Here is a 23,594-nt window from a genome sequence, read left to right as displayed (position 1 = left end):
TAGTTAATTCACTACGGATTTCCAACTATTCCGGATGGGCGGCAAAGGCCACATGCCGGCTGTCGGGACTCACCGCCAGACGGGTGATCGTGCCCACGGCTGCATCGTCGGATTCCCAGAGCGTTTGCCACCTGGCCCCCGGGCCGGGTTGGAGGCGGAGGATCCGGTTGCCGCTCCCGCAAATCAGGCTGCCGTCCGGGAGCCAGCAATAGTCCTGTACCCCGTCCGGCAGCGGGGCAATCTCCCCGGTTGCCCCCGACAGGGGGTCCATCCATTTTATCCCTTGCAGGTCTGCCATCACGGTAGTGTAACTGATACGCTGGGTATCGGGGATTTTGTGTAACGACCGGCCCACGCCTTTTTGGTAGGTGTATCGGGAATTATCGGGCAGGGAGGCAACTACCAGGTCCATCCGGTCTTCCACCAATACCGTGCAAACCAGCAGGTCGGGCCCGAACCATGCGTGGTAGCCGACCTTGAGGCCTTCCAGCAACATCTCCGTTTCGCCGGCCCCCATGGGGTAGGCGTAGAGGCGTTGCAGGCCGCTGGTGTCCAGCCGGATGGCGGAAACCGCCGCGCGCCCGGGGATTTTCAGGGGCGAATATTCCCCTCCCCCCGGGGTATCGGATACCCATTGGCGGGTGGCCTGCTGCAGGTCGTAACTGGCGATGTCGGTTTGTCCTTCCCGGGTGCCGGAATACAGGAGCAACCCCGCGGAATAAAATGCGGGTTGGTTGTCGTACCCCGGGTTTTGGGAGATGTTCCTGGCCGTACCCAGCGTCCAGCCCGTCTCGCCCCTGGACAGCGGGGCCAGGAAGATTTCGGATTCCGCCTGGGGGTAGGCCGGCGAACTACCTAAAACCAGGGCCGCCCCGGCGAGTAAGGCCCGGAGCGGTTGCTTTATGCGTCTTCGCGTATTGGGCCTTCCGGCCCCCGGCATGAGCGGCAATTTTATTTTCATCGCAGGTTTCATTTGTATTGCAGGCTGCAAAAGCACGGCCCGAATTCAGATATCCGCAAACCGACCGAGCAATTGGCGGACAGCCCCGGGGCCATCCAGGAAATAGCGGGCCTGGGTTTTCATGCGGCCAACTTTAACCGTTACCGCCTCCTTGGGCAATTCCTGGAACATGAATTCATCCGTCCAGTCGTCCCCGATGGCAAAAATAAAATCATACTCCTTCCGGGCGACCATCCGCATGGCGGCCCGGCCCTTGTTCACGTTGCTGCTCTTGATCTCCACCACCTTATTCCCGTTCATCACGGTCAGGTCGTCATTGGCGATCAGGGAGGTGAGCACCGTATTGAGTTCCATGGTGCGCTTTTGGCCAAAATCCGGGTCCGTATTCCGGTAATGCCAGGCCAGGGAATAATTTTTGTCCTCGATAAAGGAACCGGGCGTCCGGTCTACAAACGACTCGAGCACCGGGCGGATCTTGCCCATCCAGTCGTTTTTGACATTTTCCAGCATGCTGAAGGGTTTTCCGCCTTCGCTGATCCAGACGCCGTGCTCCACGATCATCGCGTACTCCTTGTCCTGGAACCAACGCGTAAAAGTGTCCTTATCCCGGCCGCTGATCAGGAAAACATCCGTCCGCCCCTGGGCGTTCAGGCGGTCCAGCAACTCCATGAGCGCCTCGTCGGGCCTGGCGTCCTGGGGGTCGTTGGTGAATCCGGCCAGCGTACCGTCGTAATCCAGGAACAGGATACGGCTCCGGGCTTCCCGGTATTTCTCCAGCAGCGTGTTGGTGAGATCTACCGAGAGCCGACGCGCAACCATGGAATAATCCTGTTGCCTTTGTGTCGGCAGGGAATTCATAAAATCGTTGGCCCACTTTTCCACGTTGTAACGTTCCAAGCGTTTCTGCATGGCTGCATTGCGCCGCTTCTGTTCCTCCTCGGGCATGTTGAGCGCCTGGTGGAGCGATTCGGCAATTTGTTCGAAGTTGTTCGGGTTGATGAGCAGCGCCTCGTTCATTTCGTTGGCTGATCCTGCCATCTCGCTGAGGATCAGCACCCCGGTCTGGTCGGTACGCGTGGCGATGTATTCCTTGGCCACCAGGTTCATGCCGTCGCGGATCGGCGTGAGCCAGGCGATATCGCAGGAAGTATACAGGTCGATCAGGTTGTCGAAGGGCAGGGAGCGGTAGAAATACCAGATGGGTGTCCAGCTAACGGTGGATAACTCCCCGTTAATGCGCCCGACCAATTCGTCGATCTCCCTTTTAAGCCGCTGGTACTGGGGCACCTTGGACCGGGAAGGCACGGCCAGGATAATCAGGCGTACTTTTTCCTTGTATTCCGGGTATTTTTCGAGGAAATACTCAAAGGCTTTGATGCGCCGCGCAATCCCTTTTGTATAGTCCAGACGGTCGATGGAAAGGAAAAACTTTGCGTCCGGGGTGGAGGCCTTGTGCGTATCCAGCCGGTTCTGGAGGTCCGAGATTTCCCCGGGTTTCATGTCCCGGTGCCGGGCGGCGGCTTCGTTGAATTTTTTATAGTCGATCCCCATGGGGAAGGAATCCACCTTCACCACCCGGTCTTCCAGGTGGATTTCGTTAAAGGACACCTCGAGGCCCAGCAGGCGCCGGACGGAACTGAGGAAATGCCGCTCGTAGTCGTAGGTGTGGAAGCCGATCAGGTCGGAACCCAGCAGGCCCCTCAGTACTTCCCGCCTCCAGGGCATGGTCCGGAAGATTTCATAGGAGGGGAAGGGGATATGGAGGAAGAAACCGATGGACAGGCCGGGCCGCTGCTCCCTAACCATCTGGGGCACGAGCATGAGCTGGTAGTCGTGTACCCAGATCACATCGTCGTCCGCCGCCGCTGCCGCGATGGCATCTGCGAATTTCCGGTTGACCGCCTCGTAGACGGTCCAGTTCGACAACTCAAATTCGGAGTACTCCATGAAATAGTGGAAGAGCGGCCAGATGGTCCGGTTGCTGAAGCCGTAATAAAAGCCATCCACTTCGTTTTTGCTCAGGTCCACCCGGGAGCAGCCGTGTCGGGCCAGGGCTTGGTCAATATCGGCATCCAGGGAATCGGGGATCTCCTCCAACGTCAGTCCGCTCCAACCAATCCACAGGCTTTCCCCGTCGCTGTGGACCGATTTCATACCTGTGGCCAGGCCGCCCACACTCGGGGTCGCTTCAATGGAACCCTCCTTGATTTGCAGCTGTACGGGTAATCTGTTCGAAATAATAATGGTTTTGGACATATTTTGTGGATTTTAACCTTTTTCGCTCGCTGTTTGTCTAAATTTCGTCAAATTGCATCGCTTAACCAATAAATTGGGGACTTTTAGAGAATCTGCAACATATGGATAACCTGGATTACGGAATTATCGGAAATTGCCGCTCGGCGGCCCTGGTTTCGAAAAACGGCTCCCTGGATTGGTGCTGCCTGCCGGAATTTGATTCCTCTTCCGTATTCGCCAAAATCCTGGATAAAAACAAAGGGGGCAGTTTCTCCATCAATACAGGCCCTGAGTACGAGGTCTCCCAGCGGTACAAGAAAGATACCGCCCTGCTGATTACCCGGTATGCCGACGGGGACAATATCTTTGAAGTCCGCGATTTTATGCCGCGGTATCACAAAGAAAATGGCACCTATCACGCTCCGCCGGAAATTATCCGCTACATCCGGCACATCAAGGGCCGCCCGGTCTTCTCCGTATCCTACGACCCGAAACTGGAATACGGGTTGGGGCTAACTGAAACCTTTATCAAAAAGAGTTTTATCGCCAGCGTAAACAAAGGGGAGAAGTACGATACGGTTTTCCTCTACACCTCCTTCAACAAGAACGCGGTGATGGAAGGGCGCCCCCTGGAATTAAAAAAGGATGGGTTTTTTCTCCTTTCCTATAACGAAAAACTGTTCAAGCCCACCACCAAACGCATGTACCTGGAGCTGGAACGCACCAAGGTGTACTGGCTCAACTGGAGCAATCAGACACCGCTTTACCGGGAATACAACGACCAGATCCAGCGCTCGGCGGTGACGCTGAAACTCCTGAGCTATGACCGTTCGGGAGCCATCCTGGCCGCGGCCACGACCTCCCTGCCCGAAACCATAGGGGAAACGCGGAATTGGGATTACCGGTTCTGCTGGATCCGGGATGCTTCCATGGTGGTGAAGGTGGTGAGCGAACTGGGTCATAAGAATGTCGCCCGGCGATATTTGCGCTTTATCGTCGACCTGATCCCCGATAAGGACGAAAAACTCCAGATCATGTACGGGATCAACAAGGAGAAACGGCTCACGGAAATTACCCTGGACCACCTGGACGGGTATGAAGGCTCCCGGCCGGTCCGCGTGGGCAATGCGGCCTATAAACAGCGGCAAAACGACATCTACGGCATCCTGATGGATGTGATCTACGCCCAGCTCGTGCGTTTTAAGAACGACCTGGAGCACGGGGAGGAACTCTGGACGCTCACCAAGGGGATTGTATGGATCGTACAAAAACACTGGAAGGAGCCCGATAAGGGCATCTGGGAATTCCGGACGGAAGACCGGCACTTTACCTTTTCCAAAGTGCTGTGCTGGGTGGCAATCGACCGGGCCATAAAAATTGCCCGGATCTTCCGCAAGCAGCGGAAAATTGAACGGTGGACGGCCCTGGAACAAGAAATCAAGCGCGATATCCACGAAAACGCCTGGAACGAGGAGGTGCAGGCCTTTACCCAATCCTACGGGTCGTTCCACATGGATGCATCCGTCCTGCTTATGGAGAGTTATGGGTTTATCCATGCCCGCGACCCGAAATTTGTCAGCACGGTGAAGGCCGTCGAAACCCACCTGAGCCATGAAGGCCTCCTGTACCGCTACCGGAACGAAGACGATTTTGGGCTGCCTTCGTCTTCCTTTACCATTTGTACGTTCTGGTTCATCAACAGCCTGTTTAAAATCGGGGAGGAGGATCGGGCCCGGGAACTCTTTGACCAGTTGCTATCCTACAGCAACCATCTGGGGCTCTTCAGCGAAGACATCGATTTTAAATCCAAACGGCTGCTGGGGAATTTTCCCCAGGCGTATTCCCACCTGGCCCTGATTGAGTGCGCCATCAATTTCTCCCGCAAGGATTCCGTGGAACGGGTCCTGGAGACGATGCAAAGCTAAGCCTCCCCGTATTTTTCGCAGGTTTCCAGCAACTCTTCGAGATGCTCCCGGGTCGTAAACGGGTTCATCAGGCTCGTGCGCAGAAAAGTCAACCCGTTCAGCTGCGTCTGGACGATATAGAATCTTCCCTCCTTGAGGATTTCGCCTCGGATCCGCGCGTTTATTTCATTGCAGACCTCCTTCCCGGCCCCCGGGGGTACCCATCGAAAACAGACGATATTGGATTGGGGGGAGACCGCGAGTTCCCAGTTCGGGCGCTGGCGGATCATCCCGGCAAATTCCCGGGCCAGATCGTATTGCCGGTCCAGGTAGGCGGGGAATACGGATTCCCCGTATTGGCTGATTACCGCATGCCAGCAAAATGCACTGGTGAGTTTGGTGCATTCAAAAGTACGCTTGGCCAGGTTGTACCAATCTTCCTCCTGCGTTTCGGTGAGCAGGTATTCGGCCTCCTGGCTGAATGTGGTGTAGGACACGCTGCCCTTGCGGAACAGCAGGGCGGTGGTAAGCACGGGAAGACCCAGCATCTTGTGGCCGTCAATGACCAGGGAATCCGCCCGGTGGACGCCGCGCATCAACCCCCGGTACTTTTCGGAGAGGAGGGCAGAACCCCCGTGGGCCCCGTCGATATGGAGCCATAGGTCCCGGGAGGTGCAAAAGTCCGCCAACTCCTCGATCGGGTCATAACTGCCCGTGGCGGTGGACGGGGCACTGCCAACCAGGGCGATGGGTTCCAGCCCGTCCGCGAGGGCCTGGTTGTACAACCGGTGAAGCTCGTCCGTCCGCATCCGGTAGCCGGCATCTACGGGAACCCGGATCACCCCCTGACGCCCCATGCCCATGATACGGGCCGCCCGATCGATGCAATAGTGGGCTGCCTCCCCGACCAGTATGGCCTGGCGCCCCGAGTATCCCCGGTTCCATACATCGTCCCTTCCCCTTGCGCGGCGGGCTGCCAGCAGGGCGGTCAGGTTGGCCAGGGTCCCGCCCGAAGTGAGGAATCCGCGCGCATCCGGGCCAAACCCGGCCCGGTCACAAAGCCAGTCGGTAACCAGGCGTTCCATGGCCGTCGGGGCCATCCCCATCTCGTAAACTGCCATGCCGTTGTTCAGGAATTCCCCCAGGAGTGCCGCCAGGGAGGCCAGGGGAAGGGGAGGGGCTACCTGATGACCCATATAGCGCGGATGGTGCACCTGGGTTGTATGCCGCAGTACTTCCTCCGTCCAGGCCGCGAAGCTGCTGTTTTTTTCGGGAAATGATTTCCAGAATGCCAGTTCGTCTGCGGCATCCCGGTAATCCAGTACCTTCCCCCGGCCGTTTTGCGCTGCGTGCAAATGCCCTGCCAGCGTATCTACCAGGGATTTTCCGAGCTCCCTGAATGCCTCCGGGTCGTAGGCCCGTTCCAAAAGCGACTTTGCCATGGGCTAAAAGTAGTTTGGCAGACGCACATGGCAAAACAAAAGGGAACAGGGAGGCGCGAAAAAAAACCGCCTCCCTTGCGGAAGGCGGCCTCACCTCTGTCTCAAAAGGTGCTACTTGAATTAGTCAAAGTTATACCCGCCTGACTCCGCCACTTTATCCGCGATCAGTTCTCGCAGGGCGGCGACATTGGGTTGATTGGTATATTTTGTAAAGCGTTTGAGGCCCATCAGCATCATGCGTTGCTCATCCCCTTCGGTAAATGAGACGATGGCTTCCTTCCCGCGCCGGATCACGATGTCCACGGCTTCGTACAGGTTCAGCCGGGCCATGGCGATTTGTGCGGCCTGGGCGTCTTCCCCTTGGCGTTTGGCGTTCTTTTCTGCCCTGAGGACTGCGGATTCGGCCATGTAGACCTGGATAAGGATATCCGCGGCGGCCATCAATACCTGCTGGTGCTCTTCGAGTTCCGTGCCGAAGGTCTGTACCGCCTTACCCGCAATCATCAGGAATACCTTTTTAAGCCGGGCGATCAGGTCCTTCTCCTCAGCGAACAACTCGCTGTAATCCGGGGCTTCAAAGGAGGGGATCCCCAGAAGTTCCTCCCCGACCGCGGTTGCCGGTCCAAGCAGGTCCACATGTCCCTTCATCGCCTTTTTTACCAGCATGCCCACCGCCAGCATCCGGTTGATCTCATTCGTCCCCTCGTAAATCCGGGAAATCCGGGCATCCCGCCAGGCAGACTCCATGGGGGTGTCTGCGCTGAAGCCCATCCCCCCGAAAATCTGGATGCCCTCGTCCGTGGTCTCCTGGACGTCTTCGGAAACGGCCACCTTGAGGATGGAGCATTCGATGGCGTATTCTTCCACTCCCTTGAGCTCGGCTTCGGCATGGGAATTCCCCGCGGCCACCCTCAGAGCGATCCGGTCTTCGATATTTTTGGCTGCCCGGTAGCAGGCCGCTTCGCCCACATAGGCGTTCGTCGCCATGGTGGCGATCTTGGATTTAATCGCCCCGAAATTGATTATCGCAGTTTTAAACTGCTTGCGTTCCCCGGCATAGCGCACGGCTTCGTCTGTCACGCGGCGCTGGGCCTCCAGGCAGGCAGCCGCCAGCTTAATCCGCCCCACGTTCAAGGCATTCATGGCAATTTTAAACCCATTACCGCGCTCCGACAGCATGTTTTCCACCGGTACCTTGGTTTCGTTGAAAAAGACCTGCCGGGTAGAGGAGGAGTGGATCCCGAGCTTTTTCTCTTCATCCCCCAGGGAAATCCCATTTTCCGGGTCATTCTCCACAATGAATCCTGTGATATACTTATCGTCTTCAATCCTTGCAAAAACGATAAACAGGTTGCAGAAACCCGCGTTGGAAATCCACATCTTCTGCCCGCTGATCAGGTAGTGCTTCCCGTCTTCCGACAAAACCGCTTTCGTCTTCCCGGAGTTCGCGTCCGAGCCGGCACCTGGTTCGGTGAGGCAGTAGGCACCAAACCATTCGCCGCTGGCGAGTTTGGGTACATACTTCTTTTTTTGCTCCTCCGTTCCGTAGAGCGTAATCGGCAGGGTACCGATCCCCGTATGGGCGCCGAAAGCGGTGCTGTAGGAACCGGTGGCCCCGGATATGTAATCGCAGACCAGCATGGTGCTTACAAAGCCCATGCCCATGCCCCCGTACTCCTCGGGCACTGCGATGCTCAGAAAACCGAGCTCCCCGGCCTTCCGCATGCATTGCTCCGTATAGGCGTAATCCTTTTGCTCAAATCGCTCCCAGTGCGCCCAGAGTTCGCGATCCACGAATTCTACCGTGCTCTCGCGCATCATACGTTGTTCTTCGTTCAGGTCCTCGAGGGTGAAGACGTCTTCACAGGCAGTTTCCTTTACCAGGAACTGGCCGCCGCGCAGGATTTCTTTTTCTTCGGTTTGGGTACTCATTTTTTGTTTTTTTAGATTCAGGATAGGAATTCAAATACCCCGGCTGCCCCTTGCCCGGTTCCCACGCACATGGTCACCATGCCGTATTTTCCCTGCAGGTTGCGCAAGCGCATTTCGTCGAATAGCTGGACGGATAGTTTCGCCCCCGTACAGCCCAGCGGGTGGCCCAGGGCAATGGCTCCCCCATTGACGTTCACCCGATCCGGGTCCAGCCCGAGTTCGCGGATTACCGCCAGGGATTGTGAGGCAAAGGCCTCGTTCAGCTCGATGAGCTCCAGCTGGTCCTGTTTTATTCCCGCCAGCCCTAGCGCCTTGGGAATGGCCTTCACCGGGCCAATCCCCATGATCCGGGGTTCCACCCCGACGGCGGCGTAATTTACCAGGCGGGCAATGGGTTCAAGGCCGAGTTCCTTCACCATCTCCTCGCTCATCACCAGGGTAAAGGCGGCCCCGTCGCTCATTTGGGAGGAATTTCCCGCCGTTACACTGCCTCCTTCTGCAAAAACGGGCCGCAACCGGGCCAATGCCTCTTTGGACGTATCTGCCCGGGGCCCTTCGTCCGTATCCACGGCGTATTGACGGGTGGTCTTCTTCCCGGCCTCATTTACATAGGTGTGGTCTATCTCAATCGGGACGATCTGGGATTCAAACCGCTTCTCCTTTTGCGCCTTCAGGGCTTTCTGGTGGGACTCGTAGGCGAAGGCATCCTGATCTTCCCGGGATACCTTGTATTGTTTGGCAACAGCTTCGGCCGTCAGCCCCATGCCCCAATAATAATCTTCATGGCCGGCCTTGGCCAGCCCGTAGTCCGGGACGGGTTTGTAGCCCCCCATGGGGATGTAACTCATGCTTTCGGCTCCCCCGGCGAGGATGCAGTTGGCCATGCCGCTCTGGATTTTGGCCGTGGCGATGGCGATGGTTTCCAGGCCGGAGGCGCAGTAGCGGTTCACCGTAACTCCGGGTACGTCCTCGATTTTCAGGCCCATCAGGGAAATCAGCCGCGCCATGTTCAGACCCTGTTCGGCCTCGGGCATGGCATTGCCCACAATTACGTCGTCGATGCGTTGTTTCTCCAGGCCGGGCACGCGCTCCAGGAGGTAGGCGATGGTTTCCGCAGCCAGTTCATCGGGCCGCTTAAAACGCAGGGTACCCCTGGGGGCCTTTCCCACGGCTGTCCGGTATGCTTTAACAATATATGCTGTTCTCATGATTCAGGTGCTTTTTTCAGAAGGGGCCTATCCGGTTGTTGTGATCCCGGATGCTGCCTCGCATCCCCCATTTTTATTTTTAATCCGGGACTCATTTACCCGGTGTTCATGGATTTTATTTTCAGGTCTTCAAATTCTATAGGTTTCAATTCGAAAAGTTGAATCTTCAAATCCTCAAATCCTCAAATCTTCAAATCGCCAAATCGCCAACACCCCTAATTCCTAAGCGGCTTCCCTTTTTTCAGCATGTGCTGGATCCTCTCCAGGGTTTTGCGTTCCGTGCACAGGGAAAGGAAGGCCTCCCGCTCGAGATCCAGCAGGTACTGCTCGCTTACGTAACTCGCTTCGGACAAATCTCCCCCGGCCATTACCCAGGCGAGTTTGTTGGCGATTTTCTTGTCGTGCTCCGAGATATAGTTGCCGGCTTCCATGGAGTCCGTGCCCACCAAAAACATCCCCAGTGCCTGTTTCCCGAGCACTTTGACATCCGTACGCTCAATGGGCCGCGTATATCCCCGGTCGGCCAGCAACCGGGCGTTGGCCTTGGCAGTTGCAATCTGACGCTCCTTGTTAACCACAACCACATCCTTGCCTTTTTGGAGGATGCCCGTATCGAAAGCCTCATAGGCCGAGGTGGATACCTTGGCCATCCCGATAGTCAGGAAATATTCCCGTAATACGTTGAGCTCCACGTCATTTTTCTTAAAGGTATCGGCGGCGCGGAGGGCCATCTCCTTGGAACCGCCCCCGCCGGGGATTACCCCGACGCCGAATTCCACCAGGCCGATATAGGTCTCCGCAGCGGCTACCACCTTATCCGCGTGCAGGCTCAATTCGCAGCCGCCCCCGAGGCACATGCCGTGCGGTGCGGCGATTACCGGGATGGACGAATACCGCATGCGCATCATCGTATCCTGGAAATACTTCACGGACATGGCCAGCTCGTCGTATTCCTGTTCCACGGCCAGCATAAAGATCATGCCGATGTTGGCCCCGACCGAGAAATTGGCCGCCTGGTTTCCGACCACCAACCCGTCATAGTCCTTTTCGGCAAGGTCCACGGCCTTGTTCAAGCCCGCGAGCACCTCCGCGCCGATGGTGTTCATCTTGGAACGGAATTCCACATTGAGGATGCCGTCGCCCAGATCCTGGACCACCACCCCTTTGTTCTTGAATACCGCCTTGCTTTCCCGGATATTGTCCAGGATGATATACGCATCCTGCCCGGGGACTTTCCGATACTCCCCGGCATCGATGTCGTAATAATACGTGGCCCCGTCCCGGATTTCGTAGAAGGACGTGTGGCCTGCGACTTGCATTTCCTCTACCCAGGGAGCCGCCTGTTGCCCGGCTGCGACCGCCAGTTCCAAACCTTTATCGAGGCCTACTGCATCCCAGATCTGGAACGGTCCGTGCTCCCAGCCAAAACCGGCTTTCATCGCATCGTCAATCTTATAGAGGGCGTCGGTAATTTCGGGTATGCGATGGGAGACATAGGCAAAAAGGGCCCCAAGGCTTTTTCGGTAAAATTCCCCGGCTTTGTCCTTCCCGCCAATAAGGACCGGGAACCGGTCAATCACATTGTCGATGGTTTTGGTTTCTTCCAGGGTATCGAATTTGGCCCGTTTTCGGTCCCGGTAGTCCAGGGTGTCCAGGTCCAGGCTCAGGATTTCGCTCGATCCGTCATCCTTTTTCACTTTTTTGTAGAACCCCTGACCGCTTTTACTGCCATACCAGCCGTTATCCGCCATTTTCCGGATATAGTCCGGCAGGGCGAACAGCTCGTGGCGCTCGTCATCCGGGCAGTTCTCGTGTATCCCCTCGGCCACGTGTACCAGGGTGTCGAGCCCCACCACGTCTACGGTCCGGAAGGTGGCCGATTTGGGCCGGCCGATTACGGGGCCGGTGAGTTTGTCTACCTCTTCAACGGTCATCCCCATTTCTTTCACCATATGAAAGAGGCTCATAATGCTGAAGATTCCGATGCGGTTGCCGATAAATGCAGGTGTATCCTGGGCCACCACCGAGGTTTTTCCCAGAAACTGCTCCCCGTAGTTTTTCAGAAAGTCTATGACGTCTTCCTTGGTATCCGGACCGGGGATTACCTCGAAGAGTTTCAGGTAACGGGCCGGGTTAAAGAAATGCGTGCCGCAGAAGTGGGACCGGAAATCCTCGCTGCGGCCTTCGCTCATAAACCGGATGGGGATGCCCGAGGTATTCGACGTGATCAGCGTGCCTTCCCGCCGGTGCTTGTCGAGGTTTTCAAAGACTTTTTTCTTGATATCCAGGCGTTCCACAACCACCTCGATGATCCAGTCGGCCTCGGAAACCCGCGAGATATCGTCTTCCAGATTGCCGGTCTCTATACGATTGGCGAAATCCGGGTGGTAGATGGGCGAGGGTTTGGACTTCAGCGCTTTTTGAAGGGATTCATTCACCAGGCGGTTTCGAACCGCGGCATCCTCGAGGCTCATTCCCCGGGCCTGCTCTTTCTCGGTCAGCTCCCTCGGGACGATGTCCAGGAGGAGGACCTGCACGCCGATGTTGGCAAAATGGCAGGCGATCCCGCTTCCCATGATACCCGAGCCGATTACTGCGACCTTGTTGATTCTTCTCTTCATTGTCAGGTGTATTCTCGATTATTTTTTTCCGGAAGACTCGGCATCCGGGGTTTGTTCGTAAATTTTTCGCTCGGCAATCAATTGGTTGACAACTGCCGCCACTTCAAAGAAACCCTTGAGTTGTTGGGGGCTCACTTCACTGCGAACCGCTTCGTTGAAGCGGAGCACCACATCTTTGGATTTAGCCCTCATTTCCCGGCCAAAGGCCGTAAGGTGGATCAGTACGCCCCGGCCGTCGTCGGGATTGGGCCGGCGTTCGATGAGGTCGCGCGTCTCCATGCTCTTCAGGATGCGCGAGAGGCTGGTAGCCTCCATGCCCATGCGGGGCCCTAGGGCGGTAGAAGGCGTACCTTCTTTTGGGTCGATGCTCAGCAGGCAAAAGCCTACCGCCATCGTCGAATCAAATTTGCGGGCCTCTTCATTGTACATCCGGGCAACGGCTTGCCAGGTGGCCCTCAGGGCATAGTCTATAGTAATGTCTTTCATACGCTGTGAAGAAGCTGATCAAATATACAAAAATATTATTATGCATGCATAATAAATAATAAAATCAGAGAATTTCAGCCATGCAGCGCGGTAGTCCGCGTTTAAAGCGGCATAGACCAGCTCTTAAGAGTGTGGATTAGCCTCTGTAGATATCGTCGTAGAGTTCCCGGTATTGTTCCAGGATGGCCTTGCGTTTAATTTTCATGGTGGGCGTAAGGTGGCCGGCTTCAACAGACCAGGTATCCGGGGTCAGCCGGAATTGCTTTACCCTTTCCCATCGGGCAAAGTCCTCATTGGCTTTATCGACCTCTTCCTGGTAGCGCTCCAGTACCTTGGGGTTTTGGATGAGTTCCCGATGGTCCCTTGCCGCTACCTGGTTGCGGCGCGCCCACTCCTCAAGGAATTCGAAGTTGGGCTGGATCAGGGCGGCAGGCATTTTTTCACCCTCCCCAACGACCATGATCTGCTCGATAAACCGGGATTGTTTGAAGCGGTTTTCCAGTAACTGCGGGGCCACATATTTGCCCCCGGAAGTCTTGAACATTTCTTTTTTGCGGTCGGTGATCCTCAAAAACCCGTCGGCATCGATTTCGCCGATGTCACCTGTATGGAAATACCCGTCCCGGAGCACCTCGGCCGTCCGTTCGGGGTCCTTGTAATAACCGAGCATTACGTTGGGCCCTTTACAAAGGATTTCACCGTCTTCGGCAATGCGCACCTCCACCTCGTCGATAACGCGTCCCACCGTCCCGATTTTCCATCCGCTGTTCCGCTGGTCGTTAACCGAAATTACCGGGGACGTCTCCGTCAGGCCGTATCCTTCCATGACCGGGATACCAGCAGCAGCAAATATCCGGGCCAGGCGGGTCTGCAGGGCCGCGCTCCCGGACACCATCGTCTCCAGGTTGCCGCCCAGGGCTTCCTGCCACTTGCTGAATATCAGTTTCCGGGCCAGGGCCAGGCGCACCCCGTACCACCAGCCGTTGGCGCCGTACGGTTCAAATTTCAGGCCCAGGTCCACCGCCCAATAGAAGAGTGCTTTCTTGATACCGGTCAGGTCGGCCCCCTTAGCGATAATCTTGTCATAGACTTTTTCCAGTAACCGGGGGACGACCGTCATCACCTGCGGCTTCACCTCCTTGAGGTTTTCGCTGATGGTGTCCAGCCCTTCGGCAAAATAGACCGAGATCCCGCAATATTGGTACAGGTAGAGGATCATCCGTTCAAAAATGTGGCAGACCGGGAGAAAACTCAGTGCGGAAGCCCCGTGTTCAAACGGCACCCGCCGGTCGCTGGCTATCACATTGGATACGATATTGTCGTGGGACAGCATTACGCCCTTGGGCTTGCCGGTAGTGCCGGACGTATAGATGAGCGTGGCCAGGTCGCCGGGTTGTACCGCTGCTTTCCGGGCCTCAACCTCGTCCTGGTTTCCCGTATCCGCTCCCAGGTCCAACAATTCCTGCCAATTCTTGCAATCCGGCAGTTTGTCGAAGCTGTAAACCTCTTTGAGTTTTGGGACCTTCCCGCGGATGGCGGCCACTTTTTCGTACACTTCCTGGCAGGACACCAGGCAATAGGAGCAACCCGAATGGTTCAGGATATAGGCGTAATCTTCCTCCGAAATTGTCGGGTAGATGGGTACGTCCTGTGCACCCACCTGCAGGATCCCGGTATCCATGATATTCCATTCCGTGCGGTTGGTCATGGAGATCAGCGCAATCTTATCGCCGGCTGATACCCCGAGCCGAAGCAGGGCCCGGCTAACGGCATTGGCGCGATCCACGTATTCCTGTGACGAGATATACGACCACTCCCCGTCGTATTTAGTTGCAAAGGCACGGTCCATGCCGTATTTTTCGAGCTGGTAATGCGGAAAATCAAATAGTCGGGTGACGGATTGCATAGTTAGTTTGTAAAGCGTTCTTGCAAAATAAGAAAAGGGCCCGTATTAAAAAATGGCAACGCAACGTTTTCCGAACAGATCCATCTTAGGAGCGGCAATCGGAATTCTCCGGAAGCCCTATTTTTTATAACAACCTTGAATATCGTTAATTTTCAAACAATTGCACCATGAAAAATTACTTCTACAGTTTTTTGGCCCTGGCAGGCGTGTTCCTGATGAGTTCCTGTTCCAGTAATGACGACGGGCCCGAAACAACTTTTGAACAGCTGGTAATTTCCGAGATCGACTTCCCGGAATCCTTCAACCTCGGGGAGCTTTATGAAATCCCGGTCACCTACCAGCTGCCGGACGGGTGCACGGAGTTTTACCAACTGAATGTGGGTTCTCCCGCACAGGATGTCCGGGAAATTGTTGCGATAGGCACCCGGACGGACACCGGCGGCTGCACACAGGCAATCACCGAAGGCACCGAAACCCTGGTTTTCCAGGTACTGTTTGATCAGACGTATACCTTTCGCTTCTATCAGGGGGACGACAACAATGGCGACCCGATCATTACAGAGGTAGAGGTGCCCGTTACCGAATAGGGCGCTGCAGACAGCTTTCCAAGCGGGGTCAGAGGAACTTCCGGATCGAAAGCATATATCCCAGGTGGAGCCCTTCGTGGAAGTTGTTGAAGGTGATGGCCTCCTGCAGGTTCGTTACCGGGAACCCCGCAGAATTGGTAAATGGTCGAAATGTGCCAAAGCGATTGGCCTCCAGGTCTTTATCCAGTAACGGCACCGTCCTTTCCAGCCACTCGCGAATTTCCGAGATTTCCGCCTCGTCCACCGGGCCCTCCGGCCGGGTATCCCGCTGGTAGCGCACCACAAATTTTTGGGGGATATGCAGGGGCTGTCCGGACAGGCCGTAGACCAGCAATTGCTGCACCGCCAGAATATGGCCCAGATTCCAGATCAGGTTGTTCGAAAACCCGTCGGGAACCCGGTTGAGTTGGGCGGCGTCATACGAATTCATAAACTGGAGAAGGTTTTTACGATTCCTTCGCCAGACCTGTAAGGCTGCTTCCGGATGTACATCCATGGTCGTGCGTTTTATCGGCCTGTTCTCCCGGTTCCCGGTAAGGTCAGCCGTTATTCGATTCAATCCATTTGCGGGCATTCACAAACGCCTCAATCCAGGGAGAAATCGCGTCTTCCCTCCCCGGTTCATACCAGGCCCAGTTCCAGGGGTAAATGGACCTTTCGATATGCGGCATGGTCACCAGGTGGCGTCCGCTGTCGTCGCAGAGCATGGCCGTGTTGAAGGCGCTGCCGTTTGGATTCGACGGATAGGCGTCATACCCGTAAGTAGCTACGATATTGTAGCGCGAACGGTCGTAGGGTAGGGCAAACTTGCCTTCCCCGTGGGAAATCCAGACACCCAGCCGGCTGCCGGCCAGGGACCCCAGCATTACGGAATGGTTCGGAGCGACTTCCACGGAGGTAAAGGCGCTTTCGTGTTTCCCCGAATCATTATAGGTCAGTTTCCCGTGGTCATCGTGGTCCGGGTGGATCAGCCCGAGTTCCATAAACAACTGGCAACCGTTGCAGATGCCGACAGAGAGGGTATCCGGGCGGGCAAAGAAATTATTCAGGGCCCGGTTGGCTTTGTCGTTGTACTTGAACGCCCCGGCCCAGCCTTTGGCGCTCCCCAGCACATCCGAATTGGAGAACCCGCCTACCGCGCCGATAAACCGGATGTCCTCCAGGGTTTCGCGCCCGGAGATCAGGTCGGTCATGTGGACATCCTTTACGTCGAACCCGGCCAGGAACATGGCATGGGCCATTTCCCGCTCCGAATTGCTGCCTTTTTCCCGGAGGATGGCCGCCTTGGGGCGGGTACCCGGGGGTTGTTTCATTGCGGGGAGCGATCCCTTGAATTTTTTCGGGAAGGTATACCTCAGGGGTTGCGCCTTGTATTCCCGGTAACGTGTCGCCGCCAGGTCACCGGCAGTCTGCCGCGCATCCAGCAGGTAAGAGGTCTTATACCACACGTCCCTGAGGGCAGCGACATCCAGGTCCATACTCTGGCGGTGGTTCTTGATATGCAACCGGGGTTCCCTGAGGACCGTCCCGATACGGTAAACCTCCAACCCGGCGGACTTCAATTCCTTCTCCACCTTGCTGTCGACTGCCTGGAAAACCACCCCGGCATTTTCGGCAAAAAGCAATTTCATGGAATCCGGCTCCCCGATTGCGGTCAGGTCCAGGTCGGCCCCGAGTTGCCCGTCGGCAAAGCACATTTCGAGCAGCGTGGTGACCAGCCCGCCGGAAGCCACATCGTGACCGGCCAGGACCTTGCCTTTTTTGATCAGGTCCTGCAGGGTGTCAAAGGCCCGCGCGAAACGATCGGCATCCGGGATATCCGGCACCTGGTTGCCGACCTTGCCCAAAACCTGGGCAAAGGAGGAGCCGCCCAGGGCAAATTCGCTTCCCGAAAAACTCAGGTAGTACACCGGGCCGCCGCCGGGCCGGAATACGGGTTCCACCACCTTCCGGCGATCGCTGCAATGGGCAGCGGCCGAGATAATGACCGTCCCGGGGGCCAGTACTTCCTGGTCCCTGTACTTCTGTTTCATCGAAAGCGAATCCTTCCCGGTAGGGATATTGATGCCCAGCGCAATGGCAAACTGCGAAGCCGCCTGAACCGCTTCGTACAGGCGGGCATCTTCTCCGGGGTTGTTGCAGGGCCACATCCAGTTGGCGGAGAGGGAGACGGATTTCAGGCCTTTTTCCAGGGGCGCCCAAACCAGGTTGGTCAGGGCCTCTGCAATGCTGTTGCGGCTGCCCGCTCCGGCGTGTATGAGCCCGGAGACCGGGGAATGCCCTACCGAGGTGGCCAGCCCGTCCTTCCCCTTGAAATCCAGGGCCATCACCCCACAATTGTTCAGCGGGAGTTGCAGGGGGCCTGCACATTGTTGCTTGGCGACCAGCCCCCCCACACAGCGGTCTACCTTGTTGGTGAGCCAGTCCTTGCAGGCCACAGCCTCCAGTTGGAGCACTTCTTCCAGGTAGGCGTGGAACCGCTGAAACTCGTAATCCACCCCGGCATATGTACGGTCTTGTTTTTCGTCCTGCATCACCGTTTTCGGCGAGCTGCCGAACATGTCGGCCAGGGCCAGGTCCATGGGCCGCTCCGAATCGGAGGCAAAAGTAAAGCGGTGGTCGCCGGTCACTTCGCCCACGTCGTAAAGCGGCGCCCGCTCCCGGTCGGCAATTCGCTGCAGCAATTCCAGGTCCCGGGGTGCAATCACCAGCCCCATGCGCTCCTGGGATTCGTTTCCGATAAGTTCTTTGGCGGAAAGCGTCGGGTCGCCCACGGGTAGTTTATCCAGGCGGATCTTCCCCCCGGTTTCCTCCACCAGTTCGGAGAGGCAGTTCAGGTGGCCGCCTGCCCCGTGGTCATGGATGGAGACCACCGGGTTTTTATCACCTTCCACCAGGCCGCGGATGGCGTTGGCCGCCCGTTTTTGCATTTCCGGGTTGGAGCGCTGCACGGCGTTCAGCTCGATGGCCGAACTGAAAGCCCCGGTATCCGCACTGGATACAGCTGCGCCCCCCATGCCGATCCGGTAGTTGTCGCCTCCCATCACCAGGATCCGATCGCCCTGGACAGGCTTGTCTTTGAGGGCCTGGTCGGACTTGCCGTACCCGATTCCCCCGGCCAGCATAATGACCTTGTCATAACCCAGGACGCGTTGTTCCTCCTCGTGTTCGAAGGTGAGGACTGAGCCGCAAATGAGCGGCTGCCCGAATTTGTTGCCGAAATCCGAGGCCCCGTTGGAGGCCTTGATGAGGATATCCATGGGAGTTTGGTAGAGCCAGGGCCTTGCTGGGACGTGCGCTTCCCACGACCGCCCTTCTTCCAGTCGGGAATAGGCGGTCATATACACCGCGGTACCCGCCAGGGGGAGGGCGCCTTTTCCGCCGGCCAGGCGGTCCCGGATTTCCCCTCCGGACCCGGTGGCAGCGCCGTTGAAAGGCTCAACGGTGGTTGGAAAGTTATGGGTTTCCGCTTTAAGCGACAGGACGGAGCGGAAGGGCTTTTCCTCGTAATAGTCCGGTTTGTCGGCGCTCCGGGGCGCAAACTGCACGAGTTCCGGCCCCTTGATAAATGCTACATTATCCTTATAGGCGGAGACGATATCGTTCGGATTTGCCTCCGAGGTCTTCCGGATGAGTTTAAACAGGGAATCCGGCATTTCCCGGTGGTCGATGATAAAGGTCCCGTTGAATATCTTGTGCCGGCAATGTTCGGAATTCACCTGGCTGAAACCGAATACCTCCGAATCCGTCAGCGGCCTTCCCAGCCGCTCGCTGAGAGCTTCCAGGTAACTGACTTCCTCCGGGTTCAGTGCCAGCCCTTCCGAAGCGTTGTACGCCGCGATGTCCTGTATTTCCCGGACGGGTTCCGGGAGGTGCTCTACGGTGAAGAGGTCCTGTCCCAGCCCGTTGTACTTTTCGGAGAGCATCGGGTCGTACTCTGTAAAATCGGCAGGGACGGCCTGGTAGGATTCAATTCGCCGGATGCCCTCTATACCCATGTTCTGGGTGATTTCTGTGGCATTCGTGCTCCATGGGGTAATCATCGCCGCCCTGGGGCCAACAAAAAAGGCGTCCACGGACGCCGCATCGAGCCGGGGCATGTTGCCGAACAGCCAGGAGAGTTTGCGGATAGCCTCCGGGTGGAGGTCCGCGTTGGATTGCAGGGCATAAATCTTGGATTGGGGGTCACCGAAAAAGTGGATCATTGCTACCGGTGTGTTGGTTGTACGATGAAGCCGTAAAGGTACCAATTTTAGCGGTAAGCAACTGGCTGAATAATTAACAAACCGCGGCCGGCCTGTTGATTAATCCGCTCGATTAATCCGCATCCCGGGGTTTTGGCGTCTGCCGGCGCGCCGGTGGGATCGACCGGCTCCCTGGCCGGATCAGCCCGTGTGGTTCAGGAGTGCCAGGTAAAACCCGTCAAAGCCTGATTCACAGGCCAGGATGCGGTGTTCCTCCTCCAGCCGGAACGCCTGGCCGGCCCCGGAGTCCAGGAACCGGGCCACCTGCTGTTCGTTTTCGCCGGGCAGGATGGAACACGTGGCATATACCAGTTTCCCTCCCGGTTTCAGCAGTTGGCTGTAGGAATTCAGGAGCTCTGCCTGGGTCCGCGTGAGTTCTTCCACGAATTCCGGCCGCAATTTCCACTTGGCATCCGGATTACGCCTGAGAACACCCAGGCCGCTGCACGGGGCGTCGATCAGTACCCGGTCGGCAGAGCCTGCCAGGCGTTTGAGCGTTTTGGACGATTCAATCGGGCGGGTTTCAATGTTGAAGGCGCCGGCCCGCTTGGCCCGTTTCTTGAGCTCCCGCAGTTTGTTGGCATAGATATCGAGGGCCAGTATTTGCCCTTTGTTTTCCATCAGGGCCGCCAGGTGCAGGCTTTTGCCGCCCGCCCCGGCACAGGTATCGATAACGCGCATCCCGGGCTCCGGCGCCAGCAGGGGCGCCACGCGCTGTGAAGACGCATCCTGGATTTCAAACCAGCCCGAACGGAACGCCTCGCTGCCGAACACGTTGGCACGCTCCAAAAGGCGGAGGGCATCCGGATACCCCGAAATAGGAGCCGTTTCAAAACCGGCTTCCGACAGGGACTCCCGTACCTGCTCCGGCGAAGCCTTCAACCGGTTTACCCGCAATACCACCTCGGCCTGCTGGTTCAGGGCCCGGAGCTCCCGATCCCAAACGGCCTCCCCCAGGCTTTCCGCCCCGAGGGCATCCAGCCAGTCCGGAACGGACTCCCTAACGGCCCGGGATTCCTGCAGCGCATCGAACCGTCCCTTGATCCGGCGTTCGGGGGTTCCGGCAAATTCCTTCCAGTCGGGCAGGGTATGGCCGCGTAAAATCGCCCAAACGGCGAACATCCGGCCCAGGTCCTGTCGGCTGTAGGGGGCGGATACCCCTGCGATCTCGGCGTACAGCCTGCGGTAGCGGACCATGTCGTAAACCGTTTCGGCTATAAACCCCCGGTCCCTGCTTCCCCAACGCTTATCGCGCCTGAGCAGTTTTTCCACCACCTTGTCGGCATAGGCATTTTCATTGAATATCTGGTCCAGTCCGTCCCAGACAGCAAATACGAGATTTCGGTGCATGCGCATCATCCGGCAAAGGTATCGTTTTGGTAAGAATAAAGGTATCTTTACTTCAAATCTATGCCTATGCCACGTGCGTTTTCCGGTTGGATGCCGATCCTGGTCGCAAGCCTGGCCGCGTCCATTCAATCCTGTACACCCGGCCCTGCCTCCCATGAATTCACCCGGGTTGCAATAACTGTCCTCCATGAGGATTCCGCGTCCTACAGGGCGCTGGAAGTCCTTCCGGGGAGTATCGGGTTTGCCGGTAGTGACGGCAGGTTTGGCAGCATCTCCTTCCCAGGGGAAACCGTGCGGTTGGGCAACCTGGAACACAGGGGCTCCCGGCCGGAATTCCGGGCAGTGGCCCATACCGCTACAGACTTCTTCCTGCTATCTGCCGGCGATCCGGCTCTATTGTACAAAACGGGGGACTCCGGCTCGATGGAACTCGTGTTTACCGAATCCGGCCCGGGCGTATTTTACGATTCCATGGCATTTTGGGACGACACCCTCGGAATAGCTGTGGGGGATGCCCGGGAGGGATGCCTGAGCATCCTGTTGACCCGGGATGGCGGGAAGACCTGGGAGCGTAAGCCGTGCGGCGAATTGCCGCCGGCAATAGAAGGGGAAGGGGCTTTTGCCGCCAGCAATACGAATATTGCCCTTTCCGGCAACCATTGCTGGGTTGCCACTACCAAAGGGCGGGTTTTCCATTCTCCGGACCGGGGGAACAATTGGGAGGTATTTACGACCCCGGCTGCCGTGGATTCCGATTCGCAGGGTATTTTCAGCCTGGCATTCTTCGATGAGGAACTCGGGTTTGCCATCGGTGGGGACTATACCGACACAGCAATTCGTACCGGGAACAAAATGATTACCCGGGACGGGGGGCAGACCTGGTCGCGGGTGGCGGATGGCGAGCTGCCGGGCTATAAAAGTTGCGTGCAGTTTGTGCCGGGTTCCGGGGGGGAAGACCTGGTGGCCGTCGGGTACACGGGTATTGTGTACTCAAGGGATCAGGGCCGCAGTTGGAGGGAGTTGTCCGGGGAGTCGTTTTACACGATCCGCTTTGTAAATGATTCGGTGGCTTACGCGGGCGGCAGGGGGCGCCTGGCCCGCCTCAATTTCAGCCGGTAAACCCTATCAGGGTTCGGGTTCATTGCCGCCCCGTTTCCTGAATTCGTTCAGGAGGCGTTTGCGGAAGTCGTACTCCGCCTGGAACAGCAACAACGTCCGCGTTGCCGAGAATTTCCTTGAGAGTTCCAGGTTGAATTCCTTATCCAGCTCTTCTTCCTGTTCTTCAAGCTCCAGGTAGCGATCCAGGATATTCCGCGCCTCCTGTTCCGAATAGTTGCCCGCACCGATCCTGCGAAAAACTTCCTGTTTCTGCGCATCCCGAATTGCCTCTTTTTCGGCCTCGTACGCGTTGTACATGGGCCAGAAATCAGCGGCCTCGTCGGAACTCAGGCCCAGCCGCTCGGTAAAAAACGCAACTTTGAGCGCCTTGATTTTTTCCTGGCTGTCACCGCGCTGAGAGCGCAGGAGCTGCCCGGAAAATACGGTGAGCAATAAAGCTATAATGGTGAATTTATTCATTGTCGTCCCAATATAATTCATCTACTGATTCGTTATCCCGGCTCAGGTATTCAAGGATATGTTCTTCGTCCGGGATGTTTTCCAGGACATCGCCCACTGCGATATCGTCAAGTGGGAGCCCTTCGGCCAGTTCATAGGCATCCATCTCGTCCCGGTCTGCTTCCAGGTACTGCTGGATATCGATTCCCGCCAGGTCTTCGAATTGCAGCGAATCGACAGGCTTAGCCGGCCAGAGCGTGAATAACAGGGCAATTGCCGCGGCGGCAGCTGCTACCCAGCCAAGCTGGACCGGCCAGAGCGGCCGAACCTTGCCCGGGGTGTTCCCCAGCCGCGATTCAAGGCGTTCGCCCAGGTTTTCAAAGTAACCTTCCGGCACCCGGAAACCTGCTTCCTGGGGTAGGGGAGTCCCTTTTGAAGCTTCCAGACGTTTTTCAACGCGACCCGGGAGCTCCTCAAAATAATTGTCCGGCACCCGGAATCCGCCTTTACCTTTTTTTGCCATCATTACTTGTTAGATTCCAATTAGTTAAAAAGGTTTAATCGTCTATGCATTTATTTCCCTGAGGTAACTTTCAACCTTTTTCACCGCCAGGTGATAAGAGGCTTTCAGGGCCCCGACCGACGTTTCGAGCAACTCGGACATCTCCTCGTACTTCATCTCTTCGAAGTACTTCAGGTTAAACACCTGTCGCTGTTTGTCCGGCAGTCCGGCAAGCGCCCGCTGCAATTGCAACTGGGCCTGGTCGCCGTCAAAATAGGGGTCGGCCTCCAGGCTGTCCACCAGGTGCTCCCTGAGCGCTTCATCGGTAATACCCATCCTTTGGGACCGTTTCTTCATGTAGCTCAGCGCTTCATTCGTGGCGATACGGTACATCCAGGAATACAACTTGCTCTGCCCTTTAAAGTTATCAATATGCCTGAAAACTTTGATAAAGGTATTCTGCAGCACGTCGTCCGTATCGTCATGGGAAATCACCATCCTCCGGATATGCCAGTACAGCCGTTGCTGATATTTTTCCAGCAATACCCGGAATGCCGCATCCTTGCGGGCGGGATCCTGCAACCTGGCTATTAAGTCGGCATCTTCAGACATCTGCTGCTTGTATGGTATAGGACCACCGGAAACCCGATTGGTTTAAT

At 56.8% G+C, this 23,594-nt stretch carries 17 protein-coding genes; 3 read left to right on the top strand and 14 right to left on the bottom strand.

Translation table 11 applies throughout. The annotated features are described in order from the left end of the window. Positions 1–25: 25 nt before the first annotated feature. Together AC3DKS_RS08195 and AC3DKS_RS08190 are read right to left on the bottom strand one after the other, a co-directional pair. Positions 26–961 carry a TolB-like translocation protein gene (locus AC3DKS_RS08195; RefSeq protein WP_015755287.1) on the bottom strand — a complete coding sequence of 312 codons (936 nt, stop codon included), beginning with the start codon at positions 959–961 and terminating at the stop codon, positions 26–28. A gap of 45 nt (positions 962–1,006) precedes the next feature. Next, on the bottom strand, positions 1,007–3,217 hold the full coding sequence (locus tag AC3DKS_RS08190) for a bifunctional alpha,alpha-trehalose-phosphate synthase (UDP-forming)/trehalose-phosphatase (protein ID WP_272607851.1): 2,211 nt from the start codon (positions 3,215–3,217) through the stop codon (positions 1,007–1,009). Between the two features lie 101 nt (positions 3,218–3,318). Between AC3DKS_RS08190 and AC3DKS_RS08185 the strand changes: the two genes are divergently transcribed. Beyond that, positions 3,319–5,121, top strand: a complete 1,803-nt coding sequence (locus tag AC3DKS_RS08185) for a glycoside hydrolase family 15 protein (protein ID WP_015755285.1) — start codon at positions 3,319–3,321, stop codon at positions 5,119–5,121. Here the strand turns inward: AC3DKS_RS08185 and AC3DKS_RS08180 are convergent. The 6 genes from AC3DKS_RS08180 to AC3DKS_RS08155 form a co-directional block, all read right to left on the bottom strand. After that, positions 5,118–6,542, bottom strand: coding sequence for a pyridoxal phosphate-dependent decarboxylase family protein (locus AC3DKS_RS08180; protein ID WP_015755284.1), 1,425 nt, complete (start codon positions 6,540–6,542; stop codon positions 5,118–5,120). The genes AC3DKS_RS08185 and AC3DKS_RS08180 overlap by 4 nt on opposite strands. Before the next feature lie 120 nt (positions 6,543–6,662). Beyond that, positions 6,663–8,474 carry an acyl-CoA dehydrogenase family protein gene (locus AC3DKS_RS08175; RefSeq protein WP_015755283.1) on the bottom strand — a complete coding sequence of 604 codons (1,812 nt, stop codon included), beginning with the start codon at positions 8,472–8,474 and terminating at the stop codon, positions 6,663–6,665. A 17-nt stretch (positions 8,475–8,491) separates the two neighbouring features. Further along, a complete protein-coding gene (locus AC3DKS_RS08170; protein WP_041327253.1) occupies positions 8,492–9,682 on the bottom strand; it encodes an acetyl-CoA C-acyltransferase in 1,191 nt (396 codons plus the stop codon). A 215-nt stretch (positions 9,683–9,897) separates the two neighbouring features. Further along, positions 9,898–12,303 (bottom strand): 3-hydroxyacyl-CoA dehydrogenase/enoyl-CoA hydratase family protein, encoded by a 2,406-nt coding sequence (locus AC3DKS_RS08165; RefSeq protein ID WP_474731321.1) that lies wholly within the window; start codon positions 12,301–12,303, stop codon positions 9,898–9,900. Between the two features lie 18 nt (positions 12,304–12,321). Beyond that, positions 12,322–12,789 carry a MarR family winged helix-turn-helix transcriptional regulator gene (locus tag AC3DKS_RS08160; RefSeq protein WP_015755279.1) on the bottom strand — a complete coding sequence of 156 codons (468 nt, stop codon included), beginning with the start codon at positions 12,787–12,789 and terminating at the stop codon, positions 12,322–12,324. 136 nt (positions 12,790–12,925) lie between these two features. Continuing rightward, positions 12,926–14,695, bottom strand: coding sequence for an AMP-dependent synthetase/ligase (locus AC3DKS_RS08155; protein ID WP_272607855.1), 1,770 nt, complete (start codon positions 14,693–14,695; stop codon positions 12,926–12,928). A 167-nt stretch (positions 14,696–14,862) separates the two neighbouring features. Between AC3DKS_RS08155 and AC3DKS_RS08150 the strand changes: the two genes are divergently transcribed. Further along, positions 14,863–15,282 (top strand): hypothetical protein, encoded by a 420-nt coding sequence (locus AC3DKS_RS08150; RefSeq protein ID WP_015755277.1) that lies wholly within the window; start codon positions 14,863–14,865, stop codon positions 15,280–15,282. A gap of 28 nt (positions 15,283–15,310) precedes the next feature. Here the strand turns inward: AC3DKS_RS08150 and AC3DKS_RS08145 are convergent, their stop codons facing one another. The 3 genes from AC3DKS_RS08145 to AC3DKS_RS08135 form a co-directional block, all read right to left on the bottom strand. Then, a complete protein-coding gene (locus AC3DKS_RS08145) occupies positions 15,311–15,778 on the bottom strand; it encodes a DinB family protein (protein ID WP_272607856.1) in 468 nt (155 codons plus the stop codon). Positions 15,779–15,821: 43 nt separating this feature from the next. Beyond that, entirely contained in the window at positions 15,822–19,487 is a 3,666-nt protein-coding gene (gene purL, locus AC3DKS_RS08140; RefSeq protein ID WP_272607857.1) for a phosphoribosylformylglycinamidine synthase, read from the bottom strand. 180 nt (positions 19,488–19,667) lie between these two features. After that, positions 19,668–20,882, bottom strand: a complete 1,215-nt coding sequence (locus AC3DKS_RS08135) for an RsmB/NOP family class I SAM-dependent RNA methyltransferase (RefSeq protein ID WP_041327842.1) — start codon at positions 20,880–20,882, stop codon at positions 19,668–19,670. Positions 20,883–20,942: 60 nt separating this feature from the next. Between AC3DKS_RS08135 and AC3DKS_RS08130 the strand changes: the two genes are divergently transcribed. Beyond that, positions 20,943–21,995 (top strand): WD40/YVTN/BNR-like repeat-containing protein, encoded by a 1,053-nt coding sequence (locus AC3DKS_RS08130; protein ID WP_272607858.1) that lies wholly within the window; start codon positions 20,943–20,945, stop codon positions 21,993–21,995. Positions 21,996–22,001: 6 nt separating this feature from the next. On the opposite strand, the gene AC3DKS_RS08125 is transcribed toward AC3DKS_RS08130, so the two are convergent. From AC3DKS_RS08125 to AC3DKS_RS08115, 3 genes are read right to left on the bottom strand one after another with little or no spacing between them, the layout of a single operon-like run. After that, positions 22,002–22,454 (bottom strand): hypothetical protein, encoded by a 453-nt coding sequence (locus tag AC3DKS_RS08125; RefSeq protein WP_015755272.1) that lies wholly within the window; start codon positions 22,452–22,454, stop codon positions 22,002–22,004. After that, positions 22,447–22,959, bottom strand: a complete 513-nt coding sequence (locus AC3DKS_RS08120) for a hypothetical protein (protein WP_015755271.1) — start codon at positions 22,957–22,959, stop codon at positions 22,447–22,449. The genes AC3DKS_RS08125 and AC3DKS_RS08120 overlap by 8 nt, the downstream gene beginning before the upstream one ends. Positions 22,960–22,998: 39 nt before the next feature. Continuing rightward, a complete protein-coding gene (locus AC3DKS_RS08115; RefSeq protein WP_015755270.1) occupies positions 22,999–23,547 on the bottom strand; it encodes an RNA polymerase sigma factor in 549 nt (182 codons plus the stop codon). Positions 23,548–23,594 lie beyond the last annotated feature (47 nt).

It is taken from the genome of Robiginitalea sp. (assembly GCF_982776155.1).
This window is presented reverse-complemented; position numbering and strand designations above follow the sequence as displayed.